This window comes from Variovorax sp. PDC80 (genome assembly GCF_900115375.1).
GTDB lineage: Bacteria > Pseudomonadota > Gammaproteobacteria > Burkholderiales > Burkholderiaceae_C > Variovorax.
Genome location: NZ_FOWG01000026.1, coordinates 31313 through 48702, shown reverse-complemented (window position 1 = coordinate 48702; position 17390 = coordinate 31313). Strand labels below are relative to the sequence as shown.

Annotated in this window: 13 protein-coding genes; 6 read left to right on the top strand and 7 right to left on the bottom strand. The window is 70.0% G+C overall.

Annotated features, from left to right (window positions below; genetic code table 11):
- Positions 1-324 precede the first annotated feature (324 nt).
- The 4 genes from BM109_RS40115 to BM109_RS40100 all read right to left on the bottom strand — a co-directional run bounded on the left by BM109_RS40115 (position 325) and on the right by BM109_RS40100 (position 6267).
- A complete protein-coding gene (locus BM109_RS40115) occupies positions 325-1065 on the bottom strand; it encodes an NAD(P)H-dependent oxidoreductase (RefSeq protein ID WP_093355975.1) in 741 nt (246 codons plus the stop codon).
- Between the two features lie 8 nt (positions 1066-1073).
- Positions 1074-1841, bottom strand: a complete 768-nt coding sequence (locus BM109_RS40110) for an enoyl-CoA hydratase-related protein (protein WP_218159458.1) — start codon at positions 1839-1841, stop codon at positions 1074-1076.
- A complete protein-coding gene (locus BM109_RS40105) occupies positions 1838-5380 on the bottom strand; it encodes an indolepyruvate ferredoxin oxidoreductase family protein (protein WP_093355970.1) in 3543 nt (1180 codons plus the stop codon). Before BM109_RS40105 ends, BM109_RS40110 begins: the two co-directional genes overlap by 4 nt.
- A 161-nt stretch (positions 5381-5541) precedes the next feature.
- On the bottom strand, positions 5542-6267 hold the full coding sequence (locus BM109_RS40100) for a TetR/AcrR family transcriptional regulator (RefSeq protein WP_177239590.1): 726 nt from the start codon (positions 6265-6267) through the stop codon (positions 5542-5544).
- A 167-nt stretch (positions 6268-6434) separates the two neighbouring features.
- Here BM109_RS40100 and BM109_RS40095 point away from each other — a divergent pair, with 167 nt between their 5' ends.
- Positions 6435-7049 (top strand): DUF4337 domain-containing protein, encoded by a 615-nt coding sequence (locus BM109_RS40095; protein ID WP_093355964.1) that lies wholly within the window; start codon positions 6435-6437, stop codon positions 7047-7049.
- Here the strand turns inward: BM109_RS40095 and BM109_RS40090 are convergent.
- Positions 7046-7831 (bottom strand): helix-turn-helix transcriptional regulator, encoded by a 786-nt coding sequence (locus BM109_RS40090; RefSeq protein ID WP_093355961.1) that lies wholly within the window; start codon positions 7829-7831, stop codon positions 7046-7048. The genes BM109_RS40095 and BM109_RS40090 overlap by 4 nt on opposite strands.
- 147 nt (positions 7832-7978) lie before the next feature.
- Here BM109_RS40090 and BM109_RS40085 point away from each other — a divergent pair, with 147 nt between their 5' ends.
- Genes BM109_RS40085 through BM109_RS40070 form a run of 4 tightly spaced genes read left to right on the top strand, consistent with a single transcriptional unit; the run spans position 7979 to position 13401 of the window.
- On the top strand, positions 7979-8959 hold the full coding sequence (locus tag BM109_RS40085; RefSeq protein ID WP_093355958.1) for a Bug family tripartite tricarboxylate transporter substrate binding protein: 981 nt from the start codon (positions 7979-7981) through the stop codon (positions 8957-8959).
- 38 nt (positions 8960-8997) lie between these two features.
- Positions 8998-10842 carry an AMP-binding protein gene (locus BM109_RS40080; protein WP_093355956.1) on the top strand — a complete coding sequence of 615 codons (1845 nt, stop codon included), beginning with the start codon at positions 8998-9000 and terminating at the stop codon, positions 10840-10842.
- Positions 10839-11648 (top strand): enoyl-CoA hydratase/isomerase family protein, encoded by an 810-nt coding sequence (locus BM109_RS40075; RefSeq protein WP_093355953.1) that lies wholly within the window; start codon positions 10839-10841, stop codon positions 11646-11648. The genes BM109_RS40080 and BM109_RS40075 overlap by 4 nt, the downstream gene beginning before the upstream one ends.
- Positions 11649-11688: 40 nt before the next feature.
- Positions 11689-13401, top strand: coding sequence for a tannase/feruloyl esterase family alpha/beta hydrolase (locus BM109_RS40070; protein WP_093355951.1), 1713 nt, complete (start codon positions 11689-11691; stop codon positions 13399-13401).
- Positions 13402-13416: 15 nt separating this feature from the next.
- Here BM109_RS40070 and BM109_RS40065 read toward each other — a convergent pair whose 3' ends face one another.
- Entirely contained in the window at positions 13417-15141 is a 1725-nt protein-coding gene (locus BM109_RS40065) for an N-acyl-D-amino-acid deacylase family protein (protein ID WP_093355948.1), read from the bottom strand.
- Positions 15142-15158: 17 nt separating this feature from the next.
- Positions 15159-16163 carry a Bug family tripartite tricarboxylate transporter substrate binding protein gene (locus BM109_RS40060; protein ID WP_093355945.1) on the bottom strand — a complete coding sequence of 335 codons (1005 nt, stop codon included), beginning with the start codon at positions 16161-16163 and terminating at the stop codon, positions 15159-15161.
- Between the two features lie 162 nt (positions 16164-16325).
- On the opposite strand from BM109_RS40060, the gene BM109_RS40055 reads away from it, so the two are divergent.
- Complete coding sequence (locus BM109_RS40055) at positions 16326-17375, top strand: LacI family DNA-binding transcriptional regulator (RefSeq protein WP_177239589.1); 1050 nt, start codon at positions 16326-16328, stop codon at positions 17373-17375.
- Positions 17376-17390 lie beyond the last annotated feature (15 nt).

The window sequence follows — 17390 nt, the reverse complement described above, 5'->3', positions numbered from 1 at the left end:
TTAAGTCTTGCGACTTGTTCCGAAGAACTTACGCAATTACCTTCAAACGCCCACGCTTATCGGCTGTAATTTTTTAACGATCACCGAAGCAACTTGTCGTTTACTTCGTCTTGCTCGCTGCGATCAGCGAAGCCTTGTAGTCTAACACGATTTTTAAAGAATCGTCAAACTTTTTTCAACCTCTTCACCTTCAAACTCCAGCAGAACAACTTCCGTCATCCGCCGCTGAAGCCGTCCAGCGAAGCCCTCGATTATGCACAGCTTTTGGGCCGAACGTCTACTTCCGAAGAAAAAAATTTCTCGGCCTCCTGTCGATCGCCCAGCCTACCTCGTCCCCCCCGCGCATTGCGCCACGGGACGAAGCACATCGTCATATGCATCGAGCGACGGAAAGACCAGCGTCTCCCGCTGCGACAGCGCCTCGGTCTCCCGGCCGAGCTGTTCGAGCATCGCGCCTCGCTCATCGTGCGTCACATAGGGCACGTGGTACGCCACGAAGGGCTTGAACACCTCATAGCCCACGTAGCCCAGCGAACCCTGCAGCAAGGGCCGCAGCATCACGTCGATCTGCCCGTGGATGCCGGATTCGCCAAACATATGACTGCGCCCGCCGAGCGAGGTGACCACCAGGGCGCGCTTGCCCGCCATGGGGGCGCGGTCGTAGATGCGCTTGCCGCCATAGAAGAGCCCGGACAGGAACACCCGATCGATCCAGCCCTTCATGATGGCCGGCACCGAGAACCAGAACACGGGGAACACCAGCACCAGCAGCTCGGCCTCCCTGACGGCCTCGACCTCCGCGAGGATGTCGGGGGCCAGGGCCCGGCGCTGCCATCCATGGCGCTGCTCTAGCGAATAGACCAGGTACTCGGGCTTCTCGCGTTCGACGAAGTCGGCCGCGCTCGCTACCGGGTTGAAGCCCATGGCATAGAGATCCGAGAGCCCGACCTGCCAACCACCGGCGGTCAGCCGCTCGGACACCCGGTCGCGCATCGCCGCGACGAAGGACTTCGGCTCGGGGTGGGCATACACGATGTGCGCCTTGCGCGGTGTCTGTGCTGTCATGGCGAGATTCATCCGGTCTGCAAGGCGCGGCGCTCGGCCACGCAGGTGTTGATCAGGTCGATTTCCTCGTCGATGCGCGCGCGCACCTCGCCGGCCGGGACCAGCAGCGCCTTGATGCGGCCATAGCCCTTCGGATCCTTGGCCGCCAGCGCGAGGGCCCTGCGCTGCAGACAGGTCGCGAGTTCATTGGCTGGTGACAGCTCGGAGACGAGCCCCCAATCGTGGGCCTGCTGACCGGTGAAAGCCTCCCCGCCCAGCAGCACGCGCCTCGCCCTGAGCGCGCCGATGGCGCGCGCAAGCAGAAGAGAGCCCCCGGCCTCGGGAGCGATGCCCAGGTCGACGAACGGCAGCTTCATGACCGCGTCGGGTGTCGCGACCACCCAGTCCGCGTGCAGCAGCATCGTCACGCCGATGCCCGCGGCCGATCCGTGCACGCCGATGAGCAGCGGCTTGCGCACGTCGGCCAATGCATGAAGGAAGCGCGGCACCGGGTCTCCCGCGCCCTGCGGCCAGTTGTCAAAGGCGCTCAAGTCGTGGCCCGCGCAGAAGTTGGGCCCGAGGCCGGATAAGGTGATCGCCCGCACGGCGTCATTGGCCTCCGCCAGCGCCAGGCTCTCGGCCAGGGCACTGAACATGGTCATCGTGAGCGCGTTGCGCTTGGACGTCCGATGGATCTGGATACGCCACACGCCGTCGTCCAGCGTCGAGAGGATGCCTTCCGCCGCGCGCACGGCGCTGCGGCTGCGTCGATCCGTCGTTTGCGATGCGCTCGTCACCAGCCGTACTCCAGGTACTTGCCATAGCCGTCGGCCATCGGGCCCGGCGGCAGCGGCTTGCCGGTGATGGCCTCGAAGAGTTCGGCCTGGCGCGCCCGCGCCGCCGCGACCGCGCGCTCTTTCACATGGCCATAGCCGCGGATCTGCTGCGGCAAGCGCGCCAGCTCCAGGCACGGCGACGCATGGCTGCCCAGGTGCGCGACCACGGCGCCGACCGCAGCGCGGTACTCCTCGACGAGCGCGCGCTCGGTGCGGCGCTCGTGCGTATAGCCGAAGAGGTCGAAAGGCGTGCCGCGCAGCACCTTCCCGTGCCGCAGCACGCGAAACGCCCGGCCCATCCAGGCGCCATAGGCGGTCTTCTGAAGCTCGCCCTTGTCGTTCTTCCTGGCGAGCAGGGGCGGCGCGAGGTGGTATTGCAGCTGGATCTCCCCGTCGAACTGGCGGCGGATCGAGTCCATGAACTCCGGATCGGAATGAAGGCGCGCGACCTCGTACTCATCCTTGTAGGCCATGAGCTTGAAAAGGTTCTGCGCCACTGCAACAACAAAACTTTGGCGGTGCGTCTCGTCGGCACACTGGCTGTCGACGAGCTGCACGAAAGCGGCGAACCGGCGCGCATACGCCGGCCCCTGGTAGGCCACCAGCCGCTCGGAAAGAAGCGCGATGGTTTCCTCGGGCGTGCGATTGGCACGCGGCAGCCACTGGATCGTGCTCGCGGGCTTCATCGCGGCGAGCACGCGCGGCGCGTCGTGCGCCCACCAGCGGCCGAGCCGGAACGCCTGCCTGTTCTTCTCGACCTGCTGCCCGTTGAGTTCGATCGCGCGTTCGAGCGCCTGCGACGACAGCGGAATCCAGCCCTTCTGCCAGGCGAAGCCGAGCATGACGAGGTTGGCGTAGATGGCATCGCCGAGCGCCCAGGTCGCCGCCTCCTGCGCCTTCAACCACTGCACATCCGCGCCGCAGGCCTTTTCCAGCGACGACTTCAGCGCCTGCGTCGGCAAGTTCCAGTCCGCGTTCTTCACGAACTCCGAGGTCGGCGCCACATCGAGATTCACCACCGCACGCGTGCGGCCCTCGCGCAGGCGACCGAGGCTGTCGGGATGCGCGCTCACGACGAGGTCGCAGCCGATCAGCACGTCCGCCTGCGCCGACGCGATCCGCGACGACAGGATCGCCGACTGCGTGGGCGCGAGCTGTACATGGCTCCACACCGCGCCACCCTTCTGCGCGAGCCCCGCCATGTCGAGCACGCTGCAACCGCGGTGACTCAGGTGAGCCGCCATGCCGATCAGGCTGCCGATGGTCACCACGCCGGTTCCACCGACACCGTTGACGAGGATGCCGCAGGTGCCGTCGAGTTCGGGCACGACCGGGTCCGGCGGCGGCTCCCAGGCGAGCACGTCGCTCCTGGACGGACTCGAGCGAAGCTTGCCGCCCTTCACCGCCACGAAGCTCGGGCAGAAGCCCTGGGCGCAGGAGAAGTCCTTGTTGCAGGACGACTGGTTGATCCTGCGCTTGCGCCCCAGCTCCGTCTCGAGCGGCTCCACCGACAGGCAGTTGCTCTTGACCGAGCAGTCGCCGCAGCCCTCGCACACCTCTGGATTGATGACGTAGCGGATGGCCGGGTCGGGATAGCTGCCGCGCTTGCGGCGCCTGCGCTTCTCGCTCGCGCAGGTCTGGTCGTAGATCAGCACCGACACGCCCTCGAAGGCCGCGAGTTCGCGCTGCACGCGGTCGAGCTCGCCGCGGTCGTGCACCGTCGTCCCGGCGGCGAAGCGCGTGCCCGCGTCGCGGTACTTCCCGATGTCGTCGCTGACGACCGCGATGCGGCGCACGCCCTCGGCGGCGACCTGCTCGGAAATGCGCGACACGGTGAGCTGGCCTTCCACCGGCTGCCCGCCCGTCATGGCCACCGCGTCGTTGAACAGGACCTTGTAGGTCACGCAGGCATCGGCCGCCACCGCTTGCCGGATCGCCAGCGACCCCGAGTGGAAGTAGGTGCCGTCGCCGAGGTTCACGAAGATGTGCTTGCGCGTCGAGAACAGGCGCTGCGCGATCCACGGCACGCCCTCGGCGCCCATGTGGGTGTAGGCCTTGGTGTCGCGGTCCATCCAGTTCGCCATGTAGTGGCAGCCGATGCCGGCCATGGCGCGCGATCCCTCGGGCACCACGGTGGAGGTGTTGTGCGGGCAGCCCGAGCAGAAGTAGGGCTTGCGCACCGCGGCCGGCGCCGCCGGTGCGCCATGTGCCAGGGCGCGCGGGTCGGCCTCGAAGGCATTCACCGGAAGGCCCAGGCGCTCCGCGATCGCGGCGGCGATCTCCGGCGGCGTGAGTTCGTAGTCGCTGCGCAGCAGGCGCTCGGCGGCGCCCACGCTCCACTCCCCGCCGATGCCCCCGCGGCTCTTGCCCGAGATGCGGATGGCCTTGCGGCCCTCGACCGCGTCCGCATAGAGCTCGTCCTTGAGCTGTTGCTCGATCAGCGGGCGCTTCTCCTCGACCACGAGCAGTTCGTCGAGGCCGCTCGCGAACTCGCGCACGATCTCCGGCTCGAGCGGCCAGACCATGCCGAGCTTGAGCACCGCGACGCCGCGTTCGGCGGCCTGCGCGTCGGTCCACCCCAACAAGCGCAGGGCTTCGCGCACGTCGTTGTAGCTCTTGCCGGCGCACACGATGCCCAGCCTCGACGAGGCCGTCTTGAGCGCGATCGTGTTGAGCCCGTTGGCGCGGCAGTAGGCGAGCGCGGCGGGCAGCTTGTGCCGCACGATGCGCGGCTCCTGCTCGGCCCAGACGTCGGGCCAGCGGATGTGCAGGTCCTGCGGCGGCGCTTCGCCCGCGTCCGGCAGCTTCACCGTCACCCGTTGCGGGTCCACGTCGGCGACCGCCGTGGTCTCCACCACGTCCGACACGCATTTCATGCCCACCCACAGGCCGCTGTGGCGGCTCATCGCCCAGCCATGCACGCCGAGGTCGAGGTACTCCTGCACGCTGCTGGGATACAGCACCGGGATGAACGCCGCCACCAGCGCCTGCTCGCTCTGGTGTCCGAAGGTCGAGGACTTGGCCGTGTGGTCGTCGGCCGCCAGCACCAGCACGCCGCCGAGCCGCGAGGTGCCGGCGCCATTGCCGTGCTTGAGCGCGTCGCCGCTGCGGTCGACGCCGGGCCCCTTGCCGTACCACAGGGCGAAGACGCCATCGACCCTGGCCTCCTCGGGAAACAGCGCGAGCTGTTGCGAACCCCAGCAGGCCGTGGCGGCCAGGTCCTCGTTGATCGCCGGCTGGAACCGGATGTCGCTCGCCTCGAGCCGGGCCTGCGCACCCCACAGCGCCTGGTCGAGCCCCGACAGCGGCGAGCCGCGGTAGCCGCTGACGAAGCCGCCCGTACGCAACCCCGCGCGGCGATCCCGCTCCCCTTGGTTGAGCAGCAGCCGGACCAGCGCCTGAGTGCCGCTCAGGTAGGCCACGCCGCTGCCGCCGTCGTACTTGTCGTCGAGGGAAACCGAGCGCAATGCGCGCTGGATCTCCGGGTCACCGTGTCCCATCGGGGTCTCCGCATCTTAATTTGAGTGTCACTCAACTATACATGCGCAACTCCGAGATTGGCAACAGGCACGCCGATGGCAGCCGCGCATGTGCGGCTTGAGCCTGACTCATTTTTTGAAAGGCGGCGCCGATGTCGGGCCGGGGCCGCCAGGCCGATCCGCTAGGCGGCGTCTTCGGCCGAGCCCGCGTCGCGCTCGAGCCGGCGCACCGCCGCGAGCACATCGGACTGGAAGCGGCGGGCAGCGCGCGCTGGCGCTGCCTCGAGCGCGAACGCCGCCATCAACATCGCGCTCAGCTGCGAGGCCGTCGATGCGATCGAGGGCTTGGTGCCCGTGGTCACGTAGTCCCACAGCACATGCTCCATCGAGCCGTACACCATGTCGCGCATCAGGCGCAGCGGCACGTCGCCGCGCACCTCGCCGAGTTCGCGCGCCTCGCTCAGCGCGGCCATGAAGGGCGATGTGTAGCGCCGCTTGAGCTCGGCGATGAGCCCGGAGAACTCGGCATCGACCATCCGCCCTTCGCCGAGGACCAGCGCGCACAACCCGATGCCGTCGCCCATCAGATGGGTCAGGTGCCGCTGGATCACGAAGCGCAGCCTGGCCTCGAAGCCGGCGATCGCCGGCACCTGTTCCTCGAGCTCGATGCTGATCTCGTCGTACCAGCGGCCCACCACGTCGATGCACAGGCGCCGCTTGCTCTCGAAGTAGGTGAACAGCGTCGCCTCCGACACGCCCGCGCGCTGGGCGATCTCCGAGGTCGTCGAGCGTTCGAAACCGCGCTCGGCGAAGACCTCGCGCGCCGCCGCCAGCAGGCTCGCCTGGGTGCGCTCGGATTTTTCGCCCCGGGGGGCGCGACGCGGCGTGGCGGCTTTGGTGACGGACATGTCTGCGAGGGTTTCGAGAGAGCTGGACTGGCCGCCATTATGGAAGTGAACCCGCGGCCGCCCTTGGCAGGCAGCCCCAGCCGACAGGACTTTCCCCAAGGCCGCAACCGCGTCACGCCCGTGCATACTCCCGCGCCGTCCAGATCTTTCTGAAAACAAAGGACCCCATGTCAGGACACGGATTTCACGTGCACGGCCCGCACGACCACGAACTCGAACATGCCGCTACCGGCGGTCACGGCCATGGCCACGGCGATGCCGCCGAAGGCGCCGGCATGAGCGTCACGGGAAAGATCGCCGTCTGCACCGCGGCCATCGCCACCATCGGCGCGATCTTCGCGTACATGGGCGGCGCCACGCAGGCCAACGCCGGCCTCTACAAGAACAACGCGGCCATCAAGAAGACCGAGGCCTCGAACCAGTGGAATTACTTCCAGTCGAAGAGCACCAAGCAGGCGCTGGCCGAGTTCGCGCGCGACACCGCCACCGATGACGGTCGTCGCCAGGGCTGGCAGGCGAAGGTCACGCGCTACGAGCAGGAGAAGGGCGAGATCCAGGCCGCGGCGAAGAAGCTCGAGGACGAATCCGTCCGCTGGGACACGGCCTCCGAGGAACAGATGCACCAGCACCACCGCTGGGCGCAGGCCACCACGGTGCTGCAGGTGTCGATCGCCCTCGCGGCCATCGCGCTGCTGACGCGCAGGAAGTGGCTCGAGCGCGCCATGTATGGCGTGGCGCTCGCCGGCATCTCGATTGGCGCGCTGGCGGCGCTGCACCTCTAGGGCGTATTCACGAGCACCAGCGCGAACAGCTCGTTGCGGTGGTGGATGCCCAGGCGATCGAAGGCCCGGTCCCTGAAGGTCTTGACCGTGCCGGCGGAAATGCCGAGGTCGTTGGCGATGCCCTCGTAGGTCCAGCCCTTGAGCATGCGCTCGCAGACCTCGCGCTCCCTGCGCGTGAGCACCGACAGCCTGGCATCGAAGGATTGCTCGCGCGCACCGGCCAGATCGAGGTGGCGCTGCACGCAGGAGGTCAGGATCGGCGCGCCCATGCCGACCCACTCGATCTCCTCGCCCGTGAAGAGCGGCAGGCTCTCGTGCCGATAGAGGTTGATCGCCAGCAGGCCATCGTCCTTGTCCTTGCAGACCACCGAGAGCCGCTCGCGCAGGCCGTGCCGCGTGTAGATGCGCTCGCGGTGCGCGGCCGGGATCTCCTTCGCATGCCAGTGCACGAGCGTGCAGCGGGCCTGGCCAATCTGCTCGCGCGCCGCGAGGAAGGTCTGGTCCTGCCGGTACAGCGAAGACCGGTACACCGCCCACGATTCCGCGGTGCCGTCGGGCGCACGGTAGCTGCCCGACGCCGGCATGCGCGGCGGCGCATGGTCGGACAGCCGGAACACCGACAGCCATGAGACCGGCAGCCAGCGGTTGAGCTGCGCCAGCGCGTCGTTGGCGAAGCCGTGGGCGCCGATGCAGGCGATCAGTCCCGCCATGGCATCGACGGCGCGTCCGTCCGCGCTGGTGGCGAGCGCGGGCATGGCGGGCGAGAGGGGGATGAGCTGCATGGACACGGCCGGTGGGATGCACGGAGCCTATCGGCGTGCCGCCTTCCGGCCGCACCGGGTTTTCCCCGTCAGGGAGCGCCCTGTCTACATCGCAGGGGACAGACGAAAACTTCCCCATCGCGACACTGGCGGCCAAAGGAATCCCCCATGACGCTCTCACGCCGCGCCCTGCTCGCCGCCTCCCTGGTGCCCACCCTCGCGCAATGGCCGCTCGCCGCCCGCGCGCAGGCCTATCCCGACCGTCCGATCCGCCTGGCCGTGGGCTATGCGCCCGGCACGGCGCCCGACGTGCTGGCGCGGCTGTTCGCGATCCGGCTGTCGGAGCTGCTCAAGCAGCAGGTGGTGGTCGACAACAAGCCCGGCGCCGGCGGGCAGATCGCGGCGCTGACGGTCGCCAAGGCCGTGCCCGACGGCTACACGCTGCTGCTCGGCGAGGTCGGCTCGATCTCGATCGCGCCGGCCGCCTTCGGCAAGCTGGGCTACGCGCCGAGCCGCGAGCTCACCGGCATCAGCGAGGTCGCGCGGGTCGACTTCCTGCTGGCCGTGCCCGCGAACTCGCCGCACAGGACGGTGGCCGACTTCGTCAAGGCGGCGCGCGCGCAGACCGGCCGGCTCAACTTCGGCACCTTCGGTGCCGGCACCTCGGGCCACTTCGGGGCCGAGCTGTTCGGCGAGGCGGCCGGCTTCCAGGTCGAGCCGGTCCACTACCGGAGCACCGGCGACGCGGTCACGGCCATCCTTTCGGGCGACGTCTCGGCCGCCTTCGTCTCCACGGCGCTCGGCAACGCCCAGATCAAGGGCGGCAAGATGCGCGCGCTCGCCACCACCGCGCCGCGGCGCTCGCCGCTGCTGCCCGAGGTGCCGACCATGGCGGAGTCGGGCTATCCGAAGATCGACATCTCCTCCTGGTTCGCGCTCATGGCGCCCCAGGGCACGCCGCCGGCCATCCTCGACCTGCTCGGCGCGGAGTCCGTGAAGGCCGTCCAGCCCGAGGACGCGCGCGCCAAGCTGGTGGAAGCCGGCTTCAGCATCGTCGGCGCGGGCCGTGCCGACACCGACCGCATGCTGCGCGAGGAAGCGGCACGCTGGGCTGCGGTCGTGAAGGCCTCCGGGTTCCGCGGCGACTGAGAACGAGGAAGCGGGCGCCGACCGCGCCCCATCAACCCATGCAACTCCACCGGATCCGCGATGCGGAGGACCTCGCGCGCATCGAAGCGCGGCCCTACGCCTCCTTCATGGCCCACGGCCACGTGTACGACGCGCTGTGCGAGGTCGCGGCAACGCACCCCACGCGCATCGCGCTGAGCTACCTGCTCGATGCCGATCCCGAAACGCCGCCGCGGCACTGGCGCTATGCCGACCTGCTCGCCGACATCCGCCGCGCGGCGAATCTCTTCGCCAGCCTCGTGCCCGGCGAGACGCCGCGCGTCGCGATGCTGCTGCCGGCCATTCCGCAGGCCTGGCTGACGCTGCTGGGCGCCGAGACCGCCGGCATCGTCTGCCCGATCAACTACCTGCTCGACGCCGCGCACATGGCCGAACTCGTGCGGGCCTCGGGCGCGAACATCCTGGTGGCGCTGGGCCCGCATCCGGAGCTCGACATCTGGTCGCGCGCCGCGACGCTGGCCGACGCTTGCCCCGCGCTGCGCCAGGTGCTCGCCGTCGGCGGCGCGCCGGGCGCGATCGACTTCGACGCGGCCCTGTCGCGGATGCCGCCGGATGCGCCGCTCGCGCTCCCGACGCGATCCGCCGACGGCCTCGCCGCCCTCTTCCACACCGGCGGCACGACCGGCGCGCCCAAGCTCGCGCAGCACACGCACCGCAACCAGCTGCACGCCGCCTGGAGCGCGGCCCAGCTGTATGCGATGCGCGAGGACGACGTGATCCTCAACGGCTTCCCGCTGTTCCATGTCGCCGGCTCCTTCGTCTATGGCCTCTCGGCGCTGCTGAGCGGCGCGCGGATCGTGCTGCCCACCCTGCTCGGGCTGCGGAACCCGACACTGGTGCGGCGCTACTGGAGCGTCGTGCGCGAGCACGAGGTGAGCCTGCTGGCCACGGTGCCGACCGTGATCGCGACGCTGCTCGGCCTCGAGGCCGAACCCGCGGACCGCGCCCGCGTCCGCGCCCTGCTCACCGGCGGCTCGCCGCTGCCCAACGAACTGGCCAGCGCCTTCGAGCGGAAGTTCGGCATCCCGGTGCGCAACATCCTCGGCATGACCGAGTGCGCGGGCGTGGTCAGCATCGAACCCTTTCTCGCGCCGCGCGTCCATGGCTCCTGCGGCATTCCACTGCCGTTCACCGAGGTCAAGGCCGTGGCGCACGATGGCCGCGACTGCGCGCCGGGCGAGAGCGGCGTGCTGCGCCTGCGCGGCCCCAACGTGGGCCCTGGCTACACGGACGCGCACCGCAACGCCGGCACCTTCGAAGACGGGTGGCTGATCACCGGCGACATCGGCCACGTCGATGCGCAGCGCCGCGTGTTCGTGACCGGGCGCGCCAAGGACCTGATCATCCGCAGCAGCCACAACATCGATCCGCAGGTGATCGAAGCAGCGCTGCTCCAGCATCCCGAGGTCGAGCTGGCCGCGGCCGTGGGCGAACCCGACGAGTACGCGGGCGAACTGCCGGTGGCCTACGTGTCGCTGCGGCCGGGATCGCGGGTCGATGCCGATGCGCTCTCGGCCTTCGCCAACGCGCGCATTCCGGAGCGGCCCGCGTTCCCCAAGCGCATCGAGATCCTCGCGGCGATCCCGCTGACCGCCGTCGGCAAGGTCTACAAGCCGCGGCTGCGGGCCCTGGCCTGCGAGCATGCATTGACGCAGCGCCTGCGCGACGCCGGCCTGTTCGATGGCGTGGCGGTCGCGGTGGAGGACAGCGCGCGCGGACTGCAGGCGCGCTTCCGCCGGCGCGGCACGGAGGATGCGATGCCCGACGCCGAGCGCCTGCACGCGCTCATGCGCGCGTTCGCGATCCCGTACGAGATCGATGATCGCGCCGGAGGCGGCGCATGAACCCGCCGGTGCGCCTCGACATCGACGGCGCCATCGCCACCATCACGCTCGATGCACCCGCCACGCACCATGCGCTGACGCCGCGCATGCTGTGCCTGCTCGCGGATGCCGTGATGCGCTTCGCGGCCGACGACGCCTTGCGCGTGGCCATCGTCACGGCGACCGGCGAGCGCGCCTTCTGCGCGGGCGGCGACCTGTCGCTCACGCTGCCGCTGATGAGCGGTGCCCGCGCGCCGCAGGACGAGTGGGACCGGCGCCTGCTGTCCGACCCGAACGTGCTCGCGGCCTCGGGCCTGCGCGACTTCGAACTCGACAAGCCCGTGATCGCCGCCATCAACGGCGTGTGCATGGCCGCGGGCTTCGAGCTGATGCTCGGCACGGACCTGCGCATCGCCGCCGCGCACGCCCGATTCGCCCTGCCCGAGGCCACGCGCGCGCTGATTCCCTTCGCGGGCTCGATGGTGCGGCTGCCGCGGCAGTTGCCGTGGCCGCTGGCCATGGAATTGATGCTGAGCGGCGACCCCATCGACGCGGCACGGGCCCGCGAGATCGGCCTGGTCAACCGTGTGGTGCCGGGCCCGGCGCTGATGGCCGAGGCACGCGCGCTGGCCGAACGCATCGCGCGCAACGGGCCGCTCGCGCTGCAGGCGATCAAGCGCACCGCGCGCGCCGCGAGCGGGCTGTCGCTCGCCGAAGGCTTCGCGCTCGAGAACCAGGCCAAGGTCACGGTGTTCGCCAGCGAGGACGCGCGCGAAGGGCCGCGTGCCTTCATGGAGAAGCGCCCGCCGGTCTATCGCGGGCGATGAGGCCGACAGAGATTTCAACGCAGATGCAGGAGACGACGAGATGAACAAGAGCTACACCTCCACGACCCATGTTTCGAAACGAAGGATCTCGCTCGCGGCCTCGGTCATCGCGCTCGCGGTGCAGGCCGGATGCGGTGGCGGCGGCGGAGGCAGCGGATTCGCCCCGGTGGCGTCGGGCCCCGCGCCCGCGCCGGCCTCTGATACGCCCGCACCACCTCCCGCACCCGCGCTCAGCGCGGCCGAGGCCTGCGCCGCCCTGAACGGGCTCAGCATCCCCGCCGCCGACATCGCGTTGCCGACCTCGGGCGCCGTGGTCTCCAGCACCACGCTCGTGGCGCCCGCGGGCAGCGGATCGACCGCGGTCGGCGAGTACTGCCGCGTCACCGGATCGATCGCGCCGGTCGACGCCAGCGCGCCCCCGATCCAGTTCGACCTGGCCCTGCCGACCGCCTGGAACCGCAAGGCTATGCAGCTCACGGGCGGCGGCTACGACGGCAGCGTGATCGCGGGCAACGGCAACGCACCCGGTGCCTCGGGCCTCGCCACGCCGCTGGCGCGCGGCTATGCCGCCTTCGGCAGCGATTCGGGTCACAGCGGCAGCGCCGCCGAGGCCAGCTTCGCGCTCAACGACGAGGCGCTCGAGAACTACTTCGGCGACCAGCTGCGCAAGACGCGCGACGTCGCGGTGAAACTGATCGCGCGGCGCTATGGCGCGGCCCCCGTGCGCACCTATGCGGCCGGCGGCTCCGGCGGCGGCCGCGAGGCGCTCTACGTCGCGGACCGCTGGCCCGCGCTCTACGACGGTGTCATCGCCTATTTCCCCGCCTGGTCGCTGACGGGCATGTTGACCAACTACGCGATCACCTCGAAGGCGCTCGCCGCGCCGGGCGCCTGGTCGAACCCGGCCAAGCAGCAGCTGCTGACCCGCTCGGTGGTCGCGGCCTGCGACGCGCTCGATGGCGCCACGGACGGCGTGATCGCCAAGGTCTCGGCCTGCGCCTTCGATCCCGCGACCCTCGCCTGCCCCGGCGGCGCCGACAGCGGCGACGGCTGCCTGTCGACGGCGCAGATCGGGGGCTTCCGTGCCTATGCCACGCCGCTGAAGCTGCCCTACCTGCTGGCCAACGGCACCGACGGCTATGCCGCGCTCAATATCTTCGATGGCGGCGTCATTCCCGCGATGGGCAGCAGCGCGCCGGCCACGCCCTCTCGCTTCGACATGGCGTTCGCGACCTACATCGGCGAGTCCTTCGTGAAGTACATGGTCTACCGCGATGCCAGCTACGACCCCTTCCTGTTCGCCGTCGACGCAAACGGCTACGTCCAGCAGCGGCTGCGCTACATCTCGTCGCGGTTGGACGTCAACCCCGACCTCGGCGCGTTCGCGAACAAGGGCGGCAAGGTGCTGATCGTGCATGGCATGGCCGATCCGCTCATTCCCGCGGGCTCGTCCGAGGAGTTCCACCGGCGCGCCGTCGCGGCGATGGGCAGCGAACGGGTCGGCGCCTTCCTCAAGTACTACGAGGTGCCCGGCTACGGGCATGGCGGCGGCGCCTACGACGTGCGCTTCGACTCGGTCGATGCGCTCGAACGCTGGGTCGAGCAGGGCGTCGCGCCCTCCAGGCTCACGGTGACGGATGCCAACGCCGGCAACAACGGCCGCACCCGTCCGCTGTGCGAGTACCCGGCCTGGCCGCGCTACGACGGGGCGGGCGACGTCGATCTCGCCAGCAGCTTCACTTGCGTGCGCTGACGTCCCCCGGCGCGCTCACGCGCGGCGCTGCGGTCCCCGCATCAGCTTCCCGGGCAGCGCCCCCGTGCGCTCCCCGTTCTCCATGATGGTCTGCCCCGCCTTCAGGGTCGCGCGATAGCCCTCGGCAGTCTGCACCAGCCGCCGTCCGCCGGCCGGCAGATCGAAGGCGACATAGGGCGGCGGAATGCGCAGCCGGTCGAAGTCGATGATGTTGATATCGGCCAGGTAGCCCGGCTGCAGCAGCCCGCGGTCCTCCAGGCCGTAGATGCGCGCGGTGTCGCGCGTCTGCCGCTGCACCATCAGCTCGAGCGGCAGCGTCGGCCCGCGACTGCGGTCGCGCGCCCAGTGCGTGAGCATGTAGGTCGGCATGCTCACGTCGCAGATGTAGCCGCAGTGCGCGCCGCCATCGGCCAGGCTCATCATCGTGCGCGGATGCTGCAGCTCGGCATGCAGCTGGCTCAGGTCGTTGTAGGCGTAGTTGAAGCTCGGGAAGTAGACGATGCCCTTGCCGTCGAGGTCCATCAGCATGTCGTAGACCACCTCCAGCGGCGTGCGTCCGTCGCGCTGCGCGATCGCGGCCACGCTGCGCTCCTGCGGCGGCTCGTAGTCGGGCTCGGCGCCCAGCGCATACATCTTGTGGAAGCTCTGCGTCAGGTAGGCCATGCGGCTGTCGTGCCGGGCCGAGCCGGTCAGCGCATCCATGTCGGTCAGTTGCGCACGCACCGCCGGGTCGCGCAGGCGCGCGAGCTTCTCGGCCCACGGCAGCGGCGCGATCTGCTGCCACAGCGGATGCGCCATGAAGGGATGGGTGGAACCGAGCCACGCCATCAGGATGCCGGCGGGCCGGCCCGCCACCGCGCCATAGAGCGGCACGTTCTGCCGGTGGGTCTCGTCGAGCGCGGCCAGCAGGCGCTTCCAGGTGTCGGGCGTCTGGTCGGTCTGCACCAGCGCGAAGGCCACCGGCAGGTTGTTCTCGCGCGCGAGCTGCGTCATCCACGGCAGCTCGGTCTCCATCTGGTAGTGGTTCGACGTCATCTGGAAGACGCCATGGCCGACCTCGCCGAGCGCGCGCGCGATGCCGAGGATCTCGTCGGGCGAGGCGAAGGTGCCCGGCGGGTACTTGCGGCCCTGGTACTTGTGGATGATGGTGCGGCTGGTCGAGAAGCCCAGCGCGCCGGCCCGCATGCCTTCGCGCACCAGCTGCACCATGGCCTGGATGTCGGCGGGCGTGGCCTCGTCGTGCGTGATGCCGCGCTCGCCCATCACGTAGGTGCGCAGCGCCGAGTGCGGAATCTGCGCGCCGACGTCGAGCGCGCGCGGCATGCGCTCGAGCGCGTCGAGGTACTCGGGAAAGCTCTCCCACTGCCAGTCGATGCCCTCGGCCAGCACGGTGCCCGGAATGTCCTCCACGCCCTCCATCACGCTGATGAGCCATTCGCGCTTGTCGCGGTGCACCGGCGCGAAGCCGACGCCGCAGTTGCCCATCACGACGCTGGTCACGCCATGGTCGGTGGAGGGACTGAGGTAGGGGTCCCAGGTCACCTGGCCGTCGTAGTGCGTGTGCACGTCGACCCAGCCCGGCGTGACGATGGCGCCGCTGGCGTCGATCTCGCGATGCGCGGCGCCCAGCTTGCCGCCGACCTCGGCGATGCGTCCGCCGGCGATGCCGATGTCGCCCGTGAAGCGCGGGCCGCCGCTGCCGTCGACCAGCGTGCCGCCGCGAATGATGGTGTCGAACATTCCGATGTCTCCTGCGCTCAGTCGAGCTTGATGTTGGCGGCCTTGATGACCTCGCCCCAGCGCTCGCTGTCGTTCTTCACGATGGCGGCGAAGGCGGGGCCGGAGGCGCCCGATGGTTCGTTGCCCTGCGTCTCGATCAGCTTGAGCATCTCGGGCGAGCGCGCGATCTTCGCGAGCAGGTCGCCGATCTTCTTCGCGACGGCCGGGTCCATGTTTCCGGGGCCGAAGATGCCCTGCCAGCCCACGATGTCCAGGCCCTTCACGCCCTGCTCGGCAATGGTCGGCATGTCGGGCAGCACCGGCACGCGCGCCGGCGTGGCCGTGCCGAGGCCGATGGCCTTGCCGGCCTTGATCAATTGCACCGCCGTGGCGGTGCCGTCGAAGTACAGCTGCACCTCGCCCGCGACCAGCGCGCGCGAGGCATCGGCCGTGCCCTTGTAGGGCACGTGCGTCATCTTCGTGCCGGTGCGCATCTGCAGCAGCTCACCGTTCAGGTGGGACGTGGAGCCCTGCGAGAACGAGGCGTAGTTGAGCTTGCCCGGGTTCGCCTTGGCATAGGCCACGAGTTCGCCGATGTTCCTGAACGGCGCATCGGGCGGCGCGATCAGCACCGTGGCCGACTTCACCATCTGCGCCAGCGGCGTGAAGTCCCTGACCGGGTCGTAGGGCAGCTTCGCGTAGAGGTGCGGGTTCTGCGTGTGCGTGATGACGATGGTGTAGAGCAGCGTGTGCCCGTCGGCCGGCGAGCGTGCCACCTCCTGCGCACCGATGAAGGTGCCGGCACCGGGCTTGTTGTCGACGATCACGGGGGCGCCGCCCAATTCGTCGGTCATCAGCTTGGCGATCACCCGGGCCGTGGCATCGGAGCCCGAGCCCGCGGGGAACGGCACGACGATGCGCACCGGCTTGCCGGGAACCGGCCATGCCGCGGGCTGTGCCAGCGCGAGCGGTGTCACCGTGCAGGTGGCGGCGAGCACGGCGGCAGCGAGCAGCGCGCGGCGAAGCGTGGGGATCGGATGCATCGGACTGTCTCCATTCGTGGGCCCGCCAGCGCGTTCCAGGCGGTTTATGCAAGCGCTTGCACGAAGCATAGGAGCAATCGAATCCACGAGACCCCGGGGTTAGCACCTAGGCCTGCATGCGCTTGCACGGGGCGGCTAACATGCGCTGTCCATCGACCTTCCATGACCGCCTCGCGCCCCTCCTCCCCTCTTCCCACGCCCGGTGCCCGCGCCGCCTCGCTGGCCGATGTCGCGGCGCTCGCGGGCGTGTCGACCGGCACCGTGTCCCGCGTGCTGAGCCGGCCGAACATGATCAGCGAGGCGACGCGGCTGCGCGTGATGGACGCGGTCGACCGGCTCGGCTATGTGGCCAACGGCACCGCGCGCGCGCTCGCGATGCGCCGCACCATGACCGTCGGCGCGATCGTGCCGCGCTTCGGCAGTTCGTCGTTCCCGGCGCTGGTGCAGGCGCTCGAGTCGACGCTGGCGGCCGGCGGCTACACGCTGCTGCTGTCCGCGCCCGAACCGCGGCCCGCCACCGACACGAGCATCCTGCGCGCCTTGCTCGAGCGCGGCGTCGATGCGGTGGCGCTGCTCGGCGCCGAGCAGCCGCAGCAGGTGCTCGCCATGCTCGGCGCGAGCCGCACGCCCTTCGTCTGCATGTGGGCGCCACCCGACGCCAGCGGCAGCAGCATCGGCTTCGACGAGAAGGCGGCGGCGGTGCTGATCGTCGAGCATCTGCGCGCGCTCGGCCATCGCAGCCTCGGCTACATCGGCGGGCGCACCGCGGACAGCGAGCGCGCCAGGCGCCGCCTGCGCGACCTGAAGCTCGCCATGGCCGAGCGCTCGCTCGTGCTGCGCGCCGAGGCCGTCATCGAGACCGACCATGGCTTTCGCGAAGGCTTCGAAGCCATGCAGGCGATCGCGCGCCGCGAGCCGCCCGTGAGCGCCATCGTCTGCGGCAGCGACTACCTCGCGGCCGGCGCGCTGGCCGCGCTCGACCAGGCCGGCATCGAGGTGCCGCGCCGGCTGTCGGTCGCGAGCTTCAACGACAACGACTTCGCGCCCTATCTGCACCCGCCGCTGACCACCGTGCACCTGCCGATCCGCGAGATCGGCGAACAGGCGGGACGGCAGCTGCTGGCGCGGCTGGGTGCGGGCACGGCAACGGCCCCCGTCGCACTGCCGGTCCGGCTGATGGAACGCGCGAGCACGGGGCCGGCGCCGCGCTGAAGGCACGGCGCCGGC